This window comes from Streptomyces sp. TBY4 (genome assembly GCF_024213195.1).
In the GTDB taxonomy this organism is placed as follows: domain Bacteria; phylum Actinomycetota; class Actinomycetes; order Streptomycetales; family Streptomycetaceae; genus Streptomyces.
On record NZ_JANAVF010000018.1, the window covers coordinates 98,190 to 117,473 of the forward strand.

A 19,284-nucleotide genomic window follows, 5' to 3' on the forward strand; every position below is an offset into this window, starting at 1 on the left:
ACCTGGGGTGGAACGAGAACTGTGAAGGCCCGAACTGTCCGGACCGGAAAGCCGAACCTCGCCGCGGCCGGCCTCGCGCTGTGCCTGACCACCGTGACGCTGACCGGCTGTGGGGCCGTGTCGGGGCTCACCGGGGACAACGAGGTCACCCTCAAGGTCGTGGCGGCCGACTACGGGGACAAACCGGAGAACTCCTCCAAGCCCTACTGGAAGGAGCTCGCCACGGCCTTCGAGAAGCGGAACCCGGGGATCAAGGTCCAGGTCGATGTCTACTCCTGGTCCGAGGTCGATGCCAAGGTCGCCGAGATGGTCAAGGCCGGCGAGGCCCCCGACATCGCGCAGATCGGCGCCTACGCCGACTACGCCGCCGAGGGCAAGCTGTACTCCGCCGACGAGCTGCTCTCCGTGAACACCGAGGCCGACTTCCTCGCGCCGCTCGCCGACGCCGGCAAGGTCAGGCGCAACCAGTACGGCCTGCCCTTCGTGGCCAGCACCCGGCTGATGTTCTACAACGAGAAGCTGTTCGCCGACGCCGGCATCATCCCCAAGGACGGCAAGACCCGCTGGCAGCCCAAGAGCTGGGCCGAGCTGGAGGCCGCGGCCAAGAAGCTCAAGGCGGCCGGCGTCCCGACGCCCCTCGCGCTGCCCCTGGGCCGCGAGGAGGCGCAGGCCGAGACCATGCAGTGGCTCCTCGCGGGCGGCGGAGGCTACGCCGACAACGAGGAGAACTACTCCATCGACTCCGCGGACAACGTCAACACCCTGGAGTTCCTGCGCGACAAGCTCGTCGGAGCGGGCCTGACCGGCCCCGTCGAACCGGCCAAGCTCAACCGCCAGGACGCCTTCGACTCCTTCGCGCGCGGCGAGGTCGGCATGCTCAACGGGCACCCGACGCTGCTCAAGCAGGCCGCCGCGAAGGGCGTGAAGTACGGCATGACCCCCATGCCGACCGCCGACGGGGCCAGCCACCCGACGATGGGCGTCGCCGACTGGGTGATGGCCTTCAAGACCGCCGGACACCAGACGCAGTCCGGGAAGTTCCTGGACTTCCTGTACGAGGCGAACAACGTCACCACCTTCACCGAGAAGTACGACCTGCTCCCGGTCACCACCAGCGGCTCCCGGGCGATGGAAGCCGCCCAGGGGGCCTCCTCGGCGGAACTGAAGACCTTCCTGCACGCGCTGCCCAACGCACGGCTCTACCCGGTGGGCAAGAAGTCATGGGCGGCCGTCAGCGAGGACGTCAAGAAGAACATCGGCAAGGCCGTGCAGCCGGGCGGGCAGCCCGAGCGGATCCTCGCGGACATCGCGGAGGCGGGGCGCAAGGCGGAGCCGCGCTGAGCTGAGCTTGTCGGAGGCCGGGGATAACCTGGCCGTATGACGGACGCGGACGAGAGGCCGCCGGCCGGGCTGAGCCCCGACGAAGCGGCCGTACTGGCCTACGAGGCCCGCACCTGGCCCGGACCGGGCGCCAAGGAGCGGGCCATAAGGGAAGGACTGGGGATGCCCCCGGTCCGGTACTACCAGCTGCTCAACGCGCTGATGGACGACCCCAGGGCGCTGCGGCACGCACCGGGCACCGTGAACCGCCTGCGGCGCATCCGGGAGGCGCAGCGGGCCAGGCGGTAGCGGTGCGGTGCGGGCCGCGCGCCGTGGTGCGCGCCGTAGCCGTGGCCCGGCCGGGCCGTTAGGGTCGAGCACATGGGGAGCCATCCGCACGATCTGCCGATGCCCGTCACCACCGCCGGACGCGAGGGACTCGAAGCCCTCCTCCGCGCACCGCGCCGCTGCGTCGTCGCCCTCGACTTCGACGGCACCCTCGCCGACATCGTCCCCGACCCCGACCAGGCGCGGGCCCACCCCGGAGCCGTCGCCGCGCTCGCCGCCCTCGCCCCCGAGGTCGGATCGGTCGCCGTGATCACCGGCCGGCCGGCCGGGGTCGCCGTCCGCTACGGGGGCTTCGCCGGAGTCCCCGGACTCGAACACCTGGTGGTGCTGGGGCACTACGGAGCCGAGCGCTGGGATGCCGTCACCGGCAGCGTGCACGCACCGGCCGAGCATCCGGGGGTGGCGGCGGTCCGGGCGGAGCTGCCGGGGTTCCTGGACGCGATCGGCGCGTGGCGCGGGACGTGGATCGAGGAGAAGGGCCGGGCGCTGGCGGTCCACACCCGGCGCGCGGCCGACCCGGAAGCGGCCTTCGCGGCCCTGCGCGAGCCCCTGGCGGGGCTCGCCGCCCGGCACGGCCTGATGGTCGAACCGGGGCGGGCCGTACTGGAGCTGCGGCCGCCCGGGACGGACAAGGGCGTCGCGCTCACGGAGTACCTCGCGGAGGTGGGGGCGGAGGCGGTGCTCTACGCCGGGGACGACCTGGGGGACCTCGCGGCGTACTCCGCGGTGGAGAAGCTGCGGGCCGGGGGGATGCCGGGGCTGCTGCTGTGCAGCGGCTCGGCGGAGGTCCCGGAACTCGCCGCCCGCGCGGACCTGACGCTGCCCGGCCCCTCCCAGGTAGTGGCCTACCTGGCCGCCCTGGCCGCGGCCCTGGCCGCGGCGCCTTCTTGACGCGCCCCTCGCACCGCTGCGCGGGCTTCGGACCGCTGCGCCGGACTCCGTCCGGCGGTGGCGGGTCGGGGCCGGCGCCGCTGCCGCGTGGTGCGGGGCTGGTGGGCGGGTGCGGCTGGGTGGGCCCTGCGGGGCGAGGTCCCCTACCCGCCCTTCGCCCGTTCCCCGGGCTGCGCCCGGACCCGTACGTGCGCTGCGCGCCCGTGCCCTCAAACGCCGGGCGGGCTGGATTTATCCAGCCTCGCCGGCGTTTGAGGCGCGGGGTCCGGGGCGGAACCCCTCTGCCCCGCGCCGGGAGGGTCAGGTGCGGAGGGGGTTCAGCTGGGCTGTGAGCCACTGGGTCGGGGGGAGGGCCGTCGCGGCCGCAGCCAGGCGCTTCGTGCGGTCCGCGCGTTCCGCCGCCGGCATCGTGAGGGCCGTGTGGAGGGCCTCCGCGGTGGCCGTCACGTCGTACGGGTTCACCGTCAGCGCGTCCGAGCGCAGTTCCTCGTAGGCCCCCGCCCCGGTGGACAGCACCAGCACGCACCCCGCCTCCGAGACCACCGGGATCTCCTTCGCGACGAGGTTCATGCCGTCCCGCACGGGATTGACCAGCGCCACGTCCGCCAGCCGGTACACCGCCAGGGACCGCGCGAAGTCGTCCTCGACGGAGACCAGCACCGGCTGCCAGTCGGCGGTGCCGAACTCCGCGTTGATCGCCGCCGCCAGCTCCCGCACCGACTCCGTGTACTCCCGGTAGACGGTCAGGTCCTGCCGGGAGGGGTACGCGGAGGCCAGGTGGACCACCCGCTCCCGCCATTCGGGGTGGACCATGAGCAGCTCCCGGTAGGCGAGGAGCCCGCGCAGGATGTTCTTCGACAGTTCCGTGCGGTCGACGCGGACGATCGTCTTCAGGCCGCCGATCTCCGCCCGCAGCCCCGCCAGCTTGTCGTCCACCTCCGGCCGGTGCGCGAGCGCGCGCAGCTCGTCCGCGTCCACGCCGAGGGGGTACGCCTTCACGTCGGTGAACTTGTTCTCCCCGAGCCCGGTCGGGACGTCGGCCGCCTTGCGGTGCCAGACCCCGCGCTCCGGGGTGCCGGTCGGGGAGTAGGACTGTGCGATGCCGCTCGCGTCGTCGAAGTTGGCCGCGTTGATGAAATTGAACGCCCACTCCCACGTGTGGAACCCGAGCCGGTCCGCCCCGAGCATCCCCCACACCAGCTGGTTGCGGATGTCCTCCGGGAGCATGCGCAGGAACTCCGTCGAGGCCCACGGCGTGTGCGTGAAGTGCCCGATGCGCAGGTCGGGGCGGAGTTCGCGGAGCATCCCGGGGGCGAGGGTCAGGTGGTAGTCCTGGATCAGGACGGCCGCGCCCTCGGCCGCCTCCTCGGCGCAGGCCGCCGCGAAGGTCTCGTTGTACGCGACGTACGAGTCCCAGCGCCGCCGGAACTCCGCGTCGAAGACCGGCTCGCGCGGAATCTCGTACAGGTGGTGGTGGAGGAACCACAGCACCGAGTTCGCGATGCCGTTGTACGCGTCGTCGTAGACCGCCGGGTCGATCGGCAGCATCCGTACACCCGGCTCGGAGACCCCGCGCCGTACCGCCTCGCGGTCCGCGTCCGACAGTGCCGCGCAGATCCACAGCGCGTCGGGCTGCTCCGCGAGGGCGGCGGAGAGGCCGGAAACGAGGCCGCCCCCGCCGCGGCGGGCACTGAGCGTGCCGTCCGCGGCGAGGGCGTAGGAGAGGGGGCCGCGATTCGCGGCGACGAGCACCTGGGAAGCCATGCGGCGAACCTAGCCCGCCTCAGCTCCGGTCAAACGTCAGCGCCTGCGCGTCCGCCGGACCGAGAGGAAGACCACACCGCCGAGTGCGGTGAGCGTGGCGGCCGCCGTGCCCATCAACCAGAGCTGCCGGCCGTCGGACCCGGTGGTGGCCAGGTGCCCGCCCGGGGAGCCCGGAGATCCCGGGGAGCCCGGAGAGTCGTCCCCCGGGTCCACCGGCAGCGGCCGCGGCTGCTGTGTGGTGGTGGGGGAGGGGAGGGTGGGCGAGGGGGAGGCGGAAGGAGTCGCCGAGGTCGAGGTCGACGGTGACGGGGACGCCGAGGTCGAAGGTGACGGGGACGGGGACGCCGAGGTCGAAGGGGACGCCGAAGTCGACGGGGACGGCGACGGCGACGCCGAAGTCGACGGCGAAGGCGACGGGTCCGGAGGTGTGATCACCGGCGGGACCGGTGTGCACGCCGGGTCCTTCGAGCCGTCCTCGCAGTTGGTGCGGCCGCTCTCCGCGACCACGTTGTTGGTCAGTTTGCCGTCGCCGGTCAGCGGGTCGTTGACGCGGACCTTATAGGTGATCGTCGCCGTCTTCCCCTGGGGGACCTCGCCCGTCCAGGTCAGCTTCGGCGCCGTGTACGCGGCCGTGCCGAGGTCGGCCGTGGCCGTCCCGTCGAAGGCCGCGTCGTCGAGCAGCTCGGTCAGGTCGTCCGTCAGCTTCGCGTTCGGGTAGTCCAGGCTGCTGATGTTCTTCGCGGTGATCGTGTAGGTCACGGTGTCGCCGGGGGCGACCGACTTCGCGGGCGAGGCAGTCTTCTTCACCTCGAGGTCCGGCACCGGCACGGCCAGCGCGAACTGCGAGATGACGTACGTGTCCCCGCGGGTGCGGAACGTCAGGTCGGCGGAGGTGGCTCCGGCCGGGAGGGCGGTCGCCGGGACGTCGAAGGACTTGGCGTCGATGCTGAGGTTGTTGGCGTGCTGCGGTTCGAGCGAGCCGTCGGCCGAGCTGGTGAAGAAGTTGTCGGTCGCCCCGCCGGCCCCGGGGTTGGCGATGTTCGCGCCGTTGACCCGGAACTGGTCGCCCTTCGTGTTCCAGTCGCCCTCGTAGGCCGTGGCGCTCGCGCGGACCGGGCCGTCACCGGTGCGGTAGAAGCCGTCGACCTTGATCGTGGTGTCCGGGCTGGTGGAGCGCTGGAGGACGTGGCCGCCGTAGACGTAGACGTTGCGGCGTTCCGGCGCGTGCTCGTTCGGGCCGGGGTACTTGTACACCACCGTCAGGGACCAGCCGGCGACGCAGCCGCGGCCGGTCGGGGCCCAGATGTTGCCGACGGCGACGGTCACCGGGGAGCCGGTGGGCACATCGGAGAAGGCGGCGGTGACGTCGGACTCGCCCGTGTAGTAGTGCGGGCCGCCGGTCTCCGCCGGGTCCTCGACCATGTTCGAGAGGGTCACCGGCCGGACGGCGCCCGAGCCGACCTTGAGGACCGGGCGGGTGGTCAGCGGCTCCCCCGGGGCGGGGAACACGTCCGAGCCGGAGACGTCGCAGCGCTTGATGAGGTTCGAGCCGAGCTTGTACGCGCCGTTGTTGCCGCCCCAGAAGAGCCGCGCGTACGCCACCTCCGCGCCCGGAGGCACGGTGACCCGGCCGGTGCTGGAGGTGTGGGTGGCCGTGCCCAGGCCGGCCGCGTCGACGGGCCGGGCCAGGAAGTCGTTGTTGTTCTTCGTGCCTCCGCCCCGCTGGACCTCGGCGCACTCGGCGGCTTCGGCGGCGGGCTCCTCGGGGCACCCCATCACCGTGTTGCCGAGCGTGACGAAGTCCCCGTAGAGCGCCTCGTCGTAGCGCTTCTCGAAGGGGGACACCACCTCGGCGACGGCCGGTCCGCTCAGCGAGCCGAAGAGCAGTGCCGCGCCGCCGGCCACCGCGACGGCGGATCCCCATGCATGCCTGAAACGTATGAAACGTGTAAACCCCATGAGAGGGAAATTAGCCCGATAGGGAATGAATCGGGCGTTACGCCACGCGACGGTGCGCGTACTCCTCGATGTCCCGCATCGGCGGCCGCTCCTCGGTGTCCACGGCGTACGTGTGCGGTACGAACCCCTCCGGGCCCCGCTCGAACTGCGTCAGCTCGGGGCGTACGAGGTGTCCGCGCGAGAGCCTGACCTGCGCCGTGCGGTAGATCGCGGCGGCCATCCGGCCCAGGGCCTGCCCGTCCTGGTGGCGGTGCAGCCGTACGCCCACGTCCACCTGGGCCAGCGCGTCCAGCCCGGCCGTGTGCAGTGCGTCCACCAGCAGGCCCAGCTCGACCCCGTAGCCCACCGGGAACGGGAGCCGTTCCAGCAGCTCGCGGCGGACGGCGTACTCGCCGCCCAGCGGCTGGACGAAGCCGGCCAGCTGGGGCCAGTGGAGGTTGAGCAGGGGGCGGGCCACCAGCTCCGTGACCCGGCCGCCCTGGCCGTTGGCCCGGGCGGAGGCCAGGGCGGCCGGATCGCTGAACTCCGCCCCCAGGGGGCGGTCGTACATCGCCTTGACGAACCGCACGTCCGGATCGGTCAGCAGCGGGCCGACGATCCCGGAGACGAAGGAGGCCGAGAAATCGCGCAGGTCGGCGTCCACGAAGCAGACGATGTCACCGGTGGTGACCAGCAGTGAGCGCCACAGCACCTCGCCCTTGCCGGGCACCGCCGGGATCCGCGGCAGGACCTCGTCGCGGTGCACCACCCGGGCCCCGGCCTTGGCCGCGACCTCCGCGGTGCGGTCGGTGGAGCCGGAGTCGATCACGACCAGCTCGTCGACCAGGGGCACGGGCAGGCCCTCGATCAGATCGCGCCGGATCACCTCGACGATCTCGCCGACCGTCGCCTCCTCGTTCAGCGCCGGCAGCACCACGCTCACCGTGGTGCCCGCTGCCCGCTTGGCGGAAAGCAGCTGGCCGAGCGGTCGGTCGGCGGCGGACCAGGAGCGGTCTGCCAGCCAGCGCTCCACCTCTTCCAGCACCTTCAGCACTCCCTGCCTCGCACTCTGGTTCTTCACTGGTTTGGACCGAAATGTGATCCATCTCGCGGTTCGGACGGCTGTCTCAACCACCCGGACCTTCGGTTACAGTCTTGAACAACGCGATGGCCCACCGCATGCCGGGGGGCCCGCGTACAAACGCACCGGCGCGCCACAGAGCGCGTGTGCCGGTGCCATACCGCTCATCCAGAGGGGCAGAGGGACACGGCCCGTTGAAGCCCCGGCAACCCTCCAGTCGGTTCTCGCGATCGCGCACACCAGCGCCGCAGCGAGGTCCCCGGCTAGGGAAGGTGCCAATTCCGTCTCATGGCGAAGTGCGCCATGGGGAAGATGAGGAGAAAGGGCCTCGCCATCATGGCTGCACAGTCTGTCGCAACCTCTGCCGAAACCGTTGAAACCAATGCGTCCGGCGCCTCTGTCGATCTCGGTCCCGCCACCGGCCTTTCCTGTCGTGAGTGCGGTACCCGCTTCGAGCTCGGCCCGATCTTCGCCTGCGCCGAGTGCTTCGGACCGCTCGAAGTCGCCTACGAGCTGCCCCTGGGCGACCCGGAGGCCCTGCGCGCCGCCATCGAGGCCGGCCCGGACAACATCTGGCGCTACGCGCCGCTGCTGCCCGTCCCCGCGGACGTGGCCTCCAAGCCGAGCCTGAACCCCGGCTTCACCAAGCTCGTGGACGCGCAGAACCTGGCCAAGGAGCTGGGCGTCACCGGCAAGCTGTACGTCAAGGACGACTCCGGCAACCCGACGCACTCCTTCAAGGACCGCGTCGTCGCCATCGCCGTCGAGGCCGCCCGCGCCTTCGGCTTCACCACCCTCTCCTGCTCCTCCACCGGCAACCTGGCCGGCGCCGTCGGCGCCGCGGCCGCCCGCGCCGGCTTCCGCTCCTGCGTGTTCATCCCGCACGACCTGGAGCAGGGCAAGGTCGTCATGGCCGGTGTCTACGGTGGCGACCTGGTCGGCATCGAGGGCAACTACGACGACGTCAACCGCTTCTGCTCCGAGCTCATCGGCGACCCGCTGGGCGAGGGCTGGGGCTTCGTCAACGTCAACCTGCGCCCGTACTACGGCGAGGGCTCCAAGACCCTGGCGTACGAGATCTGCGAGCAGCTCGGCTGGCAGCTGCCCGACCAGATCGTCATCCCGATCGCGTCCGGCTCCCAGCTGACGAAGATCGACAAGGGTCTGCAGGAGCTGATCAAGCTCGGCCTCGTCGAGGACAAGCCGTACAAGATCTTCGGCGCCCAGGCCGAGGGCTGCTCGCCCGTCTCCACCGCCTTCAAGGCCGGTCACGAGGTGGTCCGCCCGCAGAAGCCGAACACCATCGCCAAGTCGCTGGCCATCGGCAACCCGGCGGACGGCCCGTACGTCCTGGACATCGCGCGCCGCACCGGCGGCTTCGTCGAGGACGTCAACGACGAGCAGGTCGTCGAGGCCATCAAGATCCTCGCCCAGGCCGAGGGCATCTTCGCCGAGACCGCGGGCGGCGTGACCGTCGGCGTGACGAAGAAGCTCATCGAGAACGGCCAGATCGACCCCACGCTGACCACCGTGATCCTGAACACCGGTGACGGCCTCAAGACCCTGGAGGCGGTGGCCGCGGACAGCGGGCAGACCGCCACCATCCGCCCCAGCCTGGACGCGTTCCGCGCCGCCAACCTGGCCTGATCTCTCTCCCCTGCACCCGGAAAGGCAGTAGCGCCATGAGCGTCAACGTCCGCATCCCCACCATCCTGCGCACCTACACCGGCGGCCAGGCCGAGGTCCCCGCCGAGGGCGCGACCCTCGAAGAGGTCATCCAGTCCCTGGAGGCGAGCCACCCCGGCATCGCCGCGCGCGTCCTGGACGACCAGGGCAAGCTGCGCCGCTTCGTCAACGTCTACGTCAACGACGACGACGTGCGCTTCGAGGGCGGGCTGCAGACGGCCACTCCGGACGGCGCGGGCATCTCGATCATCCCCGCGGTCGCGGGCGGCTGCTGAGCAGGTCGCGCCCCGCAACGCTTCGTAGAAACTGAATTGCCCCCTCCGTTACCAAACGGAGGGGGCAATTCTGCTGGGTTGGGCGCGGTAGAGTTGGGGCAGTCCCCTCCGCTGTTCTTGCCCGCCGCATATGAGCGGGTCGCGCGAGGGTTGACATTGAGTCAACATGCAAGTGCGCTATGGGTCGTTGGCGGGGTTTGTCCGGCCCGAGTTGCCCTGGAATATTCCGGGTTTTCACCCTATTTCAATCTTTCGCTGTGTCCAGAATTCTCGTCGGAATGACCTGTTGCAGACAGCAGCGGTGCGGATACATTCAGCCCCGGTCGAGGCGTTCCGGCGCAAGTTCTGACCCGGGACCGCGAAGTGCGGTCCTGCGCAAGGGCCAGTAATAGGGGAGTTAGGCATGGCTCAGGGCACCGTCAAGTGGTTCAACGCGGAGAAGGGCTACGGCTTCATCGCGGTCGACGGTGGTGCGGATGTGTTCGTCCACTACAGCGCCATCCAGATGGACGGGTACCGCACCCTTGAAGAGGGTCAGCGGGTCGAGTTCGAGATCTCGCAGGGCCAGAAGGGTCCGCAGGCGGACATGGTCAAGCTCGCCGCCGGCTAGTCCGACCGCGATCGACCACCGAGGCGTACGGGGCCGCGCACAGCGGCCGCGCACGACGGCACCACCGCATACATACGAGGGGCCCACATCCTGGACACGGGATGCGGGCCCCTCGTGCATGGGCCCGGCGCGGCCCTTGCGGCACCTGGGTGTTCATCCCGGGTTGCCCGAAGCCGCTTGCACTCGGGGGGGTCGAGTGCTAATCATTGGCGTTAGCACTCTCCTGGTGAGAGTGCTACTAAACGAGGACCGGGTCGGTGAGGCCCGCAGGGTCCGGTGGGAAGGAACCGCCGGGCACGCAGGCCGTCCGTCGCGGGCGCGGGCGCGGTCCGGGAGCAATCCACCGCTGTCCGGGAGGACCACTTCAGATGGCCAAGATCATTGCGTTCGACGAGGAGGCCCGCCGCGGCCTCGAGCGTGGGATGAACCAGCTCGCCGACGCCGTCAAGGTCACCCTTGGCCCCAAGGGTCGCAACGTCGTCCTTGAGAAGAAGTGGGGCGCCCCCACGATCACCAACGATGGTGTCTCCATCGCCAAGGAGATCGAGCTCGAGGACCCGTACGAGAAGATCGGCGCCGAGCTGGTCAAGGAAGTCGCCAAGAAGACGGACGACGTCGCCGGCGACGGTACGACCACCGCCACCGTCCTCGCCCAGGCGCTCGTCCGCGAGGGCCTGCGCAACGTGGCCGCCGGTGCGAACCCGATGGCCCTCAAGCGCGGTATCGAGAAGGCCGTCGAGGCCGTCTCCGCCGCCCTGCTGGCGCAGGCCAAGGACGTCGAGACCAAGGAGCAGATCGCTTCGACGGCCTCCATCTCCGCCGCCGACACCCAGATCGGCGAGCTCATCGCCGAGGCCATGGACAAGGTCGGCAAGGAAGGCGTCATCACGGTCGAGGAGTCGCAGACCTTCGGCCTGGAGCTCGAGCTCACCGAGGGCATGCGCTTCGACAAGGGCTACATCTCGGCGTACTTCGCCACCGACATGGAGCGCATGGAGTCGTCCCTCGACGACCCGTACATCCTGATCGTCAACTCCAAGATCGGCTCGGTCAAGGACCTGCTGCCGCTCCTGGAGAAGGTCATGCAGTCCGGCAAGCCGCTGCTGATCATCGCCGAGGACGTCGAGGGCGAGGCGCTCTCCACCCTCGTCGTCAACAAGATCCGCGGCACCTTCAAGTCCGTCGCCGTCAAGGCTCCGGGCTTCGGCGACCGCCGCAAGGCCATGCTCGGCGACATCGCCATCCTCACGGGCGGCACGGTCATCTCCGAGGAGGTCGGCCTCAAGCTCGAGAACGCCGGTCTCGACCTGCTCGGCCGCGCCCGCAAGGTCGTCATCACCAAGGACGAGACGACCATCGTCGACGGTGCCGGTGACAGCGACCAGGTCCAGGGTCGCGTCAACCAGATCCGCGCCGAGATCGAGAACTCCGACTCGGACTACGACCGCGAGAAGCTGCAGGAGCGCCTGGCGAAGCTCGCCGGCGGTGTTGCGGTCATCAAGGCCGGTGCCGCGACCGAGGTCGAGCTCAAGGAGCGCAAGCACCGCATCGAGGACGCCGTTCGCAACGCGAAGGCGGCCGTCGAAGAGGGCATCGTCGCCGGTGGTGGCGTGGCCCTGCTGCAGGCCTCCTCGGTCTTCGAGAAGCTCGAGCTCACCGGCGACGAGGCGACCGGCGCCAACGCCGTCAAGCTCGCGCTGGAGGCCCCGCTCAAGCAGATCGCCGTCAACGGTGGTCTCGAGGGTGGCGTCGTCGTGGAGAAGGTCCGCAACCTGCAGATCGGCTGGGGCCTGAACGCCGCGACCGGCGAGTACGTGGACATGATCGCGTCGGGCATCATCGACCCGGCGAAGGTCACCCGCTCTGCCCTGCAGAACGCGGCGTCCATCGCGGCCCTCTTCCTCACCACCGAGGCCGTCATCGCCGACAAGCCCGAGAAGGCCGGCGCCGCTGCCGGCGGCGGCATGCCGGGCGGCGACATGGACTTCTGATCCACCCCCGGGCCCCGGCCCGAAGGTAGATCGGCTGTTCGCATCACGTACCGAGGGCGGCATCCTCTCCTGACGGAGGGGGTGCCGCCCTCGGGCGTTCTACGGGTGCTCGGTTTCGCTGTTGCCCGGGTTCACCGGCGCCCGCGCTCGCCGCGCTGCGGAGCCGGCCTGCCGAGGGCGCCGAGCACTCCCCACAGGGATGCGAGCCCGACCGCGAGGAGGATCGCGGCGCGCAGCCCCCAGGCATGGAGGTCCGAGGCCCTCTCCGACTGCACCCGGCCCCGAGGGTCGTAGACCAGCCGGAGTTCCTCGCCGGCCTTCGCGATCTCCTGCTCCCTGGTCAGCCCGGCGGGACCGCCCGGCGGGCAGTCGAGCCGGTGGTCGTACTGGGTGGTGCGCCTGAGGTACTGGCCCTCGGGGCGGTAGCTGGAATCGGTCTCGACCCGGGAGGCCACCTCCCTGACCACGCACGTGACCTCGACTCCCCGCCCCCGCAGCACCAGGTCGTCCACGCCCATCAGGGCGATGAACACGCCGACGGCCGCGGACAGCCCGGCCAGGACGGCGAGGGCCGAGCCCCGGCGCTCGGCCTGGGCGTAGGTGTGGAGGGCGAGGCCGGACAGGGGTACGAAGAGCCCGAAGAGGGCCACCCACGCGTCCCCCAGCCATCCGCCGCCCAGCCACCCGGTCGCTCCCGCCCAGCCTGCCGCGAGCGCCACCCCGGCGGCGAGCGCCGGCGCCCCCGCCGCGGCCGCGACCCATCCCGGCGACCGCAACTCTTCGTCGTTCATCCCCATCCCCCGTCCCCCTCGTCCCCGTCTCCCGCTCCCGGTACGTACACGCCGGGAGCGCCCGGTTGGTTGTGCACGCACCCCTCGACGTACGCCGCCCGCGATGCGGGACTGTCCGCCGACACCCCCGCATGAACTGATTGACTGCCGACATGAGTGACGTGAGCGACGCGAGCAACGTGTTCATCAAGATCTGCGGGCTGCGGACCGCGCACGACGTCGAGGTGGCCGTGGCGGCCGGGGCCGATGCCGTCGGGTTCGTGTTCGCGCCCGGGAGTCCGCGTACGGTCGACGCCGCGACGGCGCGGGAGCTCGCCGGGCACGTGCCGGACGGGGTGCTCACCGTGGGGGTGTTCCGGGGGCAGTCGGTGGCGGAGGTGCGACGGTTCGCCGAGGAGAGCGGCGTACGGGGCGTGCAGCTGCACGGCGAGGAGGGGCCGGAGGACTTCGCGGCGCTGCGCGCCGAGGGCCGCACCCTGCTGCGGGCCACGGCGCGGCACGTGAAGGCCTGCGGGGAGTACGGCGAGGACCTGCTGCTCCTCGACGCCCCGGACCCCGGCTCCGGCAAGCCGTGGAACTGGGGCTCGGTGGAGTTCACCGCCCCCGAGGGCCGCTGGCTGCTGGCGGGCGGGCTGAGGCCGGACAACGTGGCCGAGGCCCTCGCGGTCACCGGCGCCTGGGGCGTGGACGTCTCCAGCGGGGTGGAGAGCGAGCGCGGGGTGAAGTCCCCGGACCTCATCCGTGCCTTCATCGCGGCGGCCCGCGGCGCGGGGCCCGCGGCCTGAGCCGGGCCGGGCCGGGGGCGGGTCGGCTCGACGGGGTCTGAGTAAGTTGCCTGACTAAGGCGTAGACGGGCGTCGCCCGGCGGGCTATGGTCGTGTCCGTGGAGTTAGTCAGCCAGCTAACTCGCTTTCCTGAGGAGCAGCACCCATGCCCGTACAGCCCGTACTCGACTCGACGATCCACTACCGGGAGGCCGGTCCGCGGACCGGTGTGCCCGTGGTGTTCCTGCACGGGAACCCCACCTCCTCCCACCTCTGGAGGGAGGTCCTCGCCGCCCTCGGCGACGGCCCGGCCCGGCTGCTCGCGCCGGACCTGATCGGGATGGGGGAGTCGGGCAAGCCCGACGTCGGCTACACCTTCGACGACCAGGCCCGCTACCTCGACGCCTGGTTCGACGCGCTCGGCCTCGAGGAGGCGGTGCTCGTCGGGCACGACTGGGGAGGCGCGCTCGCCTTCGACCGGGCCGCCCGGCATCCGGGGAGGGTGCGCGGGATCGCCTTCACCGAGACCATCGTCAAGCCGATGAGCTGGGAGGAGTTCCCGGAGGGCGGCCGCGAGCTGTTCCGGGCGATCAAGACGCCGGGTGTGGGGGAGGCCATGCTCCTCGACGCGAACGGGTTCATAGAGGCGCTGCCCGGGAGCGTCGTCCGCCCGATGGACCCCCGGGACCTCGACGCGTACAGGGCCCCGTACCCGACGCGGGAGAGCCGGCGCCCGATCCTCCAGTGGGCCCGGTCGATGCCGCTGGGCGGGGAACCCGCCGAGGTGGTGGCCCGCGTGGCGGCGTACGGGGAATGGCTCGCGGGGAGCCCCGAAGTCCCCAAGCTGCTGCTGACCTTCGCTCCGGGGCCGGGGGCGATGACCGGACCGGAGGTCGTCGACTGGTGCGTGGCGAACATCGCGGGCCTGGAACTCTCCCGGCACGACGGGGTGCCGGCCGGGCACCACACCCCGGAGGACCACCCGCTGCTGGTCGCGGAGGCGGTACGGGACTGGGCGGGGCGCCACGGCCTGTGGGGATGAGGGCTGCGACCAGGGCCTGCAAGGGGCGAAGGGCAGGCCCGGAGGGTCTTCGGACCCTTCGGCGGCGGACGTAGGTCCCTGTCGGTGGGCCTTCCGCCCCGGGGAGACTTCGAATCATGGACACTCTGGATTCGGTGATCGTCAACGTCAACGATCACCTCTGGACCTACCTGCTGATTCCGCTGGTGGTCGGTGCGGGCCTGTACTTCACGGTCCGCTCCCGGGGTGTGCAGCTGCGCCTGCTTCCCGAGATGTTCCGGGTGCTGAAGGAGAAGACCCCGCCGCGCGCCGACGGCCGCAAGCAGGTGTCGTCCTTCGGCGCCTTCACGATCTCGGCCGCCGCGCGCGTCGGTACCGGCAACATCGCCGGTGTCGCCACCGCCATCACCCTGGGCGGCGCGGGCGCCGTCTTCTGGATGTGGATGATGGCGCTGATCGGCGCGGCCTCCGCCTTCGTGGAATCGGCCCTCGCCCAGCTCTACAAGGTGCGGAACGCCGGCGGAGCCTACCGGGGCGGCCCCGCGTACTACATGCAGCGGGCGCTCGGTAAACGCTGGCTCGGGGTGCTCTTCGCGGTGACGATCACCGTCACCTTCGGCTTCGTCTTCAATGCCGTGCAGGCCAACACCATCACCGCCGTCGCCGCCGGCTCGCTCGCCGACACCGACGGGTCGAACTGGTTCGGCCCCTCCCTCGGCGTGCTGCTGGCGGCCCTGCTGGGCCTGGCGGTCTTCGGCGGGGTCCGGCGGATCTCGTCCGTCACCACGGTCCTGGTCCCGGTGATGGCGATCGTCTACCTGCTCCTCGGCGCGGCCGTGGTCCTCCTCAACATCACCGAGTTCCCGCGGGTCGTCGCGGACATCGTCGGAGGCGCCTTCGGCTTCCGCGAGCTGGCGGCCGGCGGCATCGGCGCGGCCATCCAGCAGGGCATCCGGCGCGGGATGTTCTCCAACGAGGCGGGCCTGGGCTCGGCGCCGAACGCGGGCGCCGCCGCCGAGGTCTCGCACCCGGTCAAGCAGGGCCTCGTACAGTCCCTGGGCGTCTTCTTCGACACCCTCCTCGTCTGCACGATGACGGCCTTCATCGTCCTCGTCACCAACCCGGAGCTGTCGGGCCGCCAGGGCGCGGACCTGACGCAGACGGCGCTCAGCGACACGCTGGGCGCGTGGGCGGGCCACCTCCTCACCGTCGTCGTCTTCATGCTCGCCTTCAGCAGCATGATCGGGAACTACTACTACGGCGAGACCAACATCCAGTTCATCACCCGCAAGCGGTGGGTCCTGCCGGGGTACCGGGCGCTGGTCCTGTCGGCGGTCGTCCTGGGCTCGCTGGGCTCGGTGTCGGTCGTCTGGAACCTCGCGGACGTGTTCATGGGCGTCATGGCCCTGATCAACCTCGCCGCGATCATCCCGCTGTCGGCCATCGCCTTCCGCCTCCTGGACGACTACCTCGCCCAGCGCCGGGCGGGCCTGGAGCCGGTCTTCACCCGGGACCGCATGCCGGACCTGAAGGGCATCCAGTGCTGGGACCCGGTCCGCGGGGTGGTCCCGTCGGCGCAGGCGCCGGAACGGGTGTAGCGCGGCCTACCCTCTGCTGTCATATGCCACAGCAGAGGGGATCCGCGATGACCGCAGCCATGCCCGAGCCCGTCCGCACCACCGACGGCCACACGTGGGAGTACCTGCTGCGCAGCTGGTGCGACTTGGACGTACCGAAGGGCTGGCGGGCCGAGCGGGGCCGCTGCTACACCGCCGGGCCGGTGACGGTGACCGGGCCGTCGGGCTCGACCGAGTGGACGACCGCCGTCGAGCGCAGGGAGTCGACCTGGTCGGGGGAGAGGCGGGCGCTGAAGCCGTTCAGGGTGTGGCGGTAGACGTGCACCGGGGTGATTCCGTACGCGTCCGCGACGGCGGCCGGGTCGAGGCCGTGGTGCACGGTGACGATGTACGTCGGCCACTCGGCGGGAGCGGTACGGGACGCGGGGGGCGTGGGGAGCGGGCCCGCGGCGTGGGCGGGCAGGGCGGTCGCGGCGGCCAGGGCGAGGGCGGCCAGGGCCGTCGGCAGGGTCCAGCTCGTACGGGTGCGCATGGGGGCGAGGCCACCACGTACGGCAGGCCGGGTCAACGACGCGGCGCGGCGCGGCGGCCGCGGGCGGTGGTGAACCGCCGGAGCCGCGCGTGCGCCCCCTCGCCGGATGCCCGCGCGGAGCCTTCCGTACGGGTGAACCTGCCGCCCGGCGCCGGGCTCGTGCGAGGTCGGCTGCGCGGGGCGGGGAGCAGGGGACGGATCCTTTCTTCAGTCCGTACGAGGATCAGCCCGCGGCGGGCGGCGGCACGGCCGGACGGCGGGATGGGGTCGGTCAAGGCCCCCGGCCGGCCCGCCGATGGAGGGGAGGGCCGCACTCCGCGAGGTGGTCCGCGTCGGGTCCGCCCCGGGTCCCCGTCGAGCGGAGGTGGCGGCCGCATGCCGCCCTCCACCCTTCGGGAGTCCCCTCGATGTCCTCGCTGTCCTCGATGCCCCTGCGCCTGATCGCCGGCGCCGCCGCCGTCGCCCTGCTCGGCGTCACTCCGGCGGCAGCCGCCGGAGTGACGGCCACCGCCCCCGAGCCCACCCCGGTGCCGCTGACGGTGTCGGCCAACGCCATCCCCGGCCAGTACATCGTGACCCTGGAGCCGGGCTACGACCCGGCCAAGGTGGCGGAGCGGCTGAGCCTCAAGCCGAAGTTCCTCTACACCCGGGCCATGAACGGCTTCGCCGTCCCCCTGACCAAGCTCCAGCTGGAGATCGCCCGCGTCAGCCTGGGCGTGAAGTCGGTCGAGACGGACGCCCGGGTCTCGGCCCCGTCGGGAGCGCTCGGGAGGGCCACCGCCCTGCGCGGGCCCTCCGCCTCCTGGGGGCTGGACCGGATCGACCAGAAGGAACTGCCCCTCGACAACACCTTCACCACCCAGGGCAACGGCGCCGGGGTGACCGCGTACATCCTCGACTCGGGGATCGACTACAAGCACGAGGAGTTCGGCGGCCGGGCCACCTTCGGCTTCGACGCGATCAAGGACGGCCGCGACGGCCTGGACTGCAACGGCCACGGCACGCACGTCGCGGGCACCGTCGCCGGGGCGACGTACGGGGTGGCGCGCAAGGCCTCCCTGGTCAGCGTCCGGGTCCTCAACTGCGAGGGCACGGGGGACTACTCCGGGATCATCGCGGGCCTGGACTGGGTGGCCAAGAACGCCAAGCAGCCCGCCGTCCTCAACGGCTCCCTGGGCGGCGACAGGTCCGAGACCGTGAACGCGGCGGCGGACGCCGTCACGGACGCGGGCGTCCTGCCGGTCATCGCGGCGGGCAACTCCGCGAAGGATGCGTGCAACGTCTCTCCGGCGTCGGCGGGGAAGGTCGTGACGGTCGCGGCCGCCAACAGGTACGACGAGGAGACCAGCTTCTCCAACTGGGGCCAGTGCGTGAGCCTGTACGCGCCCGGCGAGCAGATCGTCTCCGCGAAGCTGGGCGGCGGCAGCATCGCCCAGAACGGCACCTCCATGGCCGCGCCGCACGTCGCGGGCGCGGCCGTCCTCTACAAGCAGGCGCACCCGTCCGCGACGCCGGAGGACATCGCCGCGTACCTGCGGGACGAGTCCACGAAGGACGTCCTGAACAGCGTCAGCAAGTCCTCCCCGAACGAGCTGCTGTTCACCGGCGGACTCTGACGGCTGCTTCCTAGAACCAGGGGCGGGCGTCGGGCCTCGGCAGCGGGCGCAGGGCCGGCCAGCGGTCGAGCAGGCGGTCGGCCAGGGCGGAGCTGAGGCGGCCGAGGGAGTGCAGGTGATCGTGGTCGCGGGTCATGCCCGCGACCACGCCCAGCCGGTGGACGAGCCGCTCGCGGGCGGAGACGTACCCCCACTCGAAGTCCTCGGCGGGGATGCGGGCCAGTTGGTCGACCGTGCCGCGGTGGGCCCGTTGGACGAGCGCGTCGCCCTGGATCAGCCAGCCCGCGCAGGCGTCGGCGAGGTCGCCCGGCACGTCCGTCCCGGTGAGCCCGCGCCAGGTGGACCGGTACACGTCCTCCACCTCCGCGAGCGGGGCCGCGGTGACCGACAGGGCGCACCAGCAGGTGGGGAAGCCGATGCGGAAATAGGCGAGTTCGACCAGGCCGTTGCCGAGCGAGGCCCGCTCGAAGTCGACGAAGCGGACGCCTTCGGCGGTACGCAGATCATTGCCGGGGCACGGATCGCCGTGCAGCAGGGCGTGGTGCGGGGTGGGGTCCAACCGCTCCAGCAGGCCCGCCAGTTCACCGGTCACCGCAGCCGGTACGGGTACGTCGAGCGCGCGGGCCAGGGCGAGGAAGGACTCCGCGTCGGCGGCCGTGGGCCCCGAGGCGACGGGGAGCGCGCCCGCGTCGGCGGGTCCGGTCAGGGCGTGCAGCCGGGCGAGCGACTCGGCGTACGCGGGCAGCCAGTCGGCCGTCTCCCCGAGGTCGTCCAGGTACTCCAGGACGACCATCCGCGCGGCCGGGTCCGCACCGAGCACCGCGGGAGCCACGGCGTCCCGCCCGGAGGCCCGTCCCGCCAGCCGCAGCCCGGCGAGCTCCCGCGCGAAGCGGGCGTCCGCGTCGGCGCCGGTGTCTCCGGAGTCGGTCATCTGCTTGACGACCACCGGCCGGCCGTCGGCCAGGCGCACCCACCAGACGCGTGACCGCGGACTGCTGTCCAGGAGCTTGGACTCGGTGGGGGCGCCCAGGGTGGATCGCAGTGCCTCGTTGAACGGAACGCGTATCGGCATGGCGATG

Annotated in this window: 17 protein-coding genes and 1 riboswitch; of the genes, 11 read left to right on the plus strand and 6 right to left on the minus strand. The window is 71.6% G+C overall.

The window, feature by feature from the left end:
* Positions 1 to 21: 21 nt before the first annotated feature.
* From NLX94_RS32175 to otsB, 3 genes are all read left to right on the plus strand, one after another.
* Positions 22 to 1,341, plus strand: a complete 1,320-nt coding sequence (locus tag NLX94_RS32175; RefSeq protein ID WP_254386649.1) for an extracellular solute-binding protein — start codon at positions 22 to 24, stop codon at positions 1,339 to 1,341.
* Between the two features lie 36 nt (positions 1,342 to 1,377).
* Positions 1,378 to 1,629, plus strand: coding sequence for a DUF3263 domain-containing protein (locus tag NLX94_RS32180; RefSeq protein ID WP_254386650.1), 252 nt, complete (start codon positions 1,378 to 1,380; stop codon positions 1,627 to 1,629).
* 72 nt (positions 1,630 to 1,701) lie between these two features.
* Positions 1,702 to 2,559 carry a trehalose-phosphatase gene (gene otsB, locus NLX94_RS32185; RefSeq protein ID WP_254386651.1) on the plus strand — a complete coding sequence of 286 codons (858 nt, stop codon included), beginning with the start codon at positions 1,702 to 1,704 and terminating at the stop codon, positions 2,557 to 2,559.
* Positions 2,560 to 2,859: 300 nt separating this feature from the next.
* Here the strand turns inward: otsB and NLX94_RS32190 are convergent, their stop codons facing one another.
* The 3 genes from NLX94_RS32190 to NLX94_RS32200 are packed head-to-tail and all read right to left on the minus strand — an operon-like array spanning position 2,860 to position 7,306.
* Positions 2,860 to 4,323: a trehalose-6-phosphate synthase gene (locus tag NLX94_RS32190; protein ID WP_254386652.1), complete on the minus strand. Its 1,464-nt coding sequence runs from the start codon at positions 4,321 to 4,323 to the stop codon at positions 2,860 to 2,862.
* A 36-nt stretch (positions 4,324 to 4,359) separates the two neighbouring features.
* Entirely contained in the window at positions 4,360 to 6,282 is a 1,923-nt protein-coding gene (locus tag NLX94_RS32195; RefSeq protein ID WP_254386653.1) for an isopeptide-forming domain-containing fimbrial protein, read from the minus strand.
* Positions 6,283 to 6,319: 37 nt separating this feature from the next.
* On the minus strand, positions 6,320 to 7,306 hold the full coding sequence (locus NLX94_RS32200; RefSeq protein WP_254386699.1) for a glucosyl-3-phosphoglycerate synthase: 987 nt from the start codon (positions 7,304 to 7,306) through the stop codon (positions 6,320 to 6,322).
* A 197-nt stretch (positions 7,307 to 7,503) separates the two neighbouring features.
* A riboswitch (SAM riboswitch) is annotated at positions 7,504 to 7,661 on the plus strand.
* A gap of 17 nt (positions 7,662 to 7,678) precedes the next feature.
* On the opposite strand from NLX94_RS32200, the gene thrC reads away from it, so the two are divergent.
* The 4 genes from thrC to groL all read left to right on the plus strand — a co-directional run bounded on the left by thrC (position 7,679) and on the right by groL (position 11,904).
* Positions 7,679 to 8,989: a threonine synthase gene (gene thrC / locus NLX94_RS32205; RefSeq protein WP_374684054.1), complete on the plus strand. Its 1,311-nt coding sequence runs from the start codon at positions 7,679 to 7,681 to the stop codon at positions 8,987 to 8,989.
* Between the two features lie 35 nt (positions 8,990 to 9,024).
* Positions 9,025 to 9,303: a MoaD/ThiS family protein gene (locus tag NLX94_RS32210; protein WP_254386655.1), complete on the plus strand. Its 279-nt coding sequence runs from the start codon at positions 9,025 to 9,027 to the stop codon at positions 9,301 to 9,303.
* A gap of 403 nt (positions 9,304 to 9,706) precedes the next feature.
* Positions 9,707 to 9,913 carry a cold-shock protein gene (locus NLX94_RS32215; protein WP_008743607.1) on the plus strand — a complete coding sequence of 69 codons (207 nt, stop codon included), beginning with the start codon at positions 9,707 to 9,709 and terminating at the stop codon, positions 9,911 to 9,913.
* Between the two features lie 368 nt (positions 9,914 to 10,281).
* Positions 10,282 to 11,904 (plus strand): chaperonin GroEL, encoded by a 1,623-nt coding sequence (gene groL, locus NLX94_RS32220; protein ID WP_254386656.1) that lies wholly within the window; start codon positions 10,282 to 10,284, stop codon positions 11,902 to 11,904.
* Between the two features lie 131 nt (positions 11,905 to 12,035).
* Here the strand turns inward: groL and NLX94_RS32225 are convergent, their stop codons facing one another.
* Positions 12,036 to 12,695, minus strand: coding sequence for a hypothetical protein (locus tag NLX94_RS32225; protein ID WP_254386657.1), 660 nt, complete (start codon positions 12,693 to 12,695; stop codon positions 12,036 to 12,038).
* 152 nt (positions 12,696 to 12,847) lie between these two features.
* Between NLX94_RS32225 and NLX94_RS32230 the strand changes: the two genes are divergently transcribed.
* The 3 genes from NLX94_RS32230 (at position 12,848) to NLX94_RS32240 (ending at position 16,078) form a co-directional block, all read left to right on the plus strand.
* Positions 12,848 to 13,480: a phosphoribosylanthranilate isomerase gene (locus tag NLX94_RS32230; protein ID WP_254386658.1), complete on the plus strand. Its 633-nt coding sequence runs from the start codon at positions 12,848 to 12,850 to the stop codon at positions 13,478 to 13,480.
* Positions 13,481 to 13,625: 145 nt separating this feature from the next.
* On the plus strand, positions 13,626 to 14,501 hold the full coding sequence (locus NLX94_RS32235) for a haloalkane dehalogenase (protein WP_254386659.1): 876 nt from the start codon (positions 13,626 to 13,628) through the stop codon (positions 14,499 to 14,501).
* Between the two features lie 116 nt (positions 14,502 to 14,617).
* Entirely contained in the window at positions 14,618 to 16,078 is a 1,461-nt protein-coding gene (locus NLX94_RS32240; RefSeq protein WP_254386660.1) for a sodium:alanine symporter family protein, read from the plus strand.
* Positions 16,079 to 16,244: 166 nt separating this feature from the next.
* On the opposite strand, the gene NLX94_RS32245 is transcribed toward NLX94_RS32240, so the two are convergent.
* Entirely contained in the window at positions 16,245 to 16,589 is a 345-nt protein-coding gene (locus tag NLX94_RS32245; RefSeq protein WP_254386661.1) for a protease inhibitor I9 family protein, read from the minus strand.
* Positions 16,590 to 17,020: 431 nt separating this feature from the next.
* Here NLX94_RS32245 and NLX94_RS32250 point away from each other — a divergent pair, with 431 nt between their 5' ends.
* The gene (locus NLX94_RS32250) at positions 17,021 to 18,205 is read left to right on the plus strand and encodes a S8 family peptidase (RefSeq protein WP_254386700.1); all 1,185 of its coding nucleotides are present in this window, start codon (positions 17,021 to 17,023) and stop codon (positions 18,203 to 18,205) included.
* A gap of 10 nt (positions 18,206 to 18,215) precedes the next feature.
* Here NLX94_RS32250 and NLX94_RS32255 read toward each other — a convergent pair whose 3' ends face one another.
* Positions 18,216 to 19,277 carry a phosphotransferase gene (locus tag NLX94_RS32255; protein WP_254386662.1) on the minus strand — a complete coding sequence of 354 codons (1,062 nt, stop codon included), beginning with the start codon at positions 19,275 to 19,277 and terminating at the stop codon, positions 18,216 to 18,218.
* Between the last annotated feature and the right edge of the window lie 7 nt (positions 19,278 to 19,284).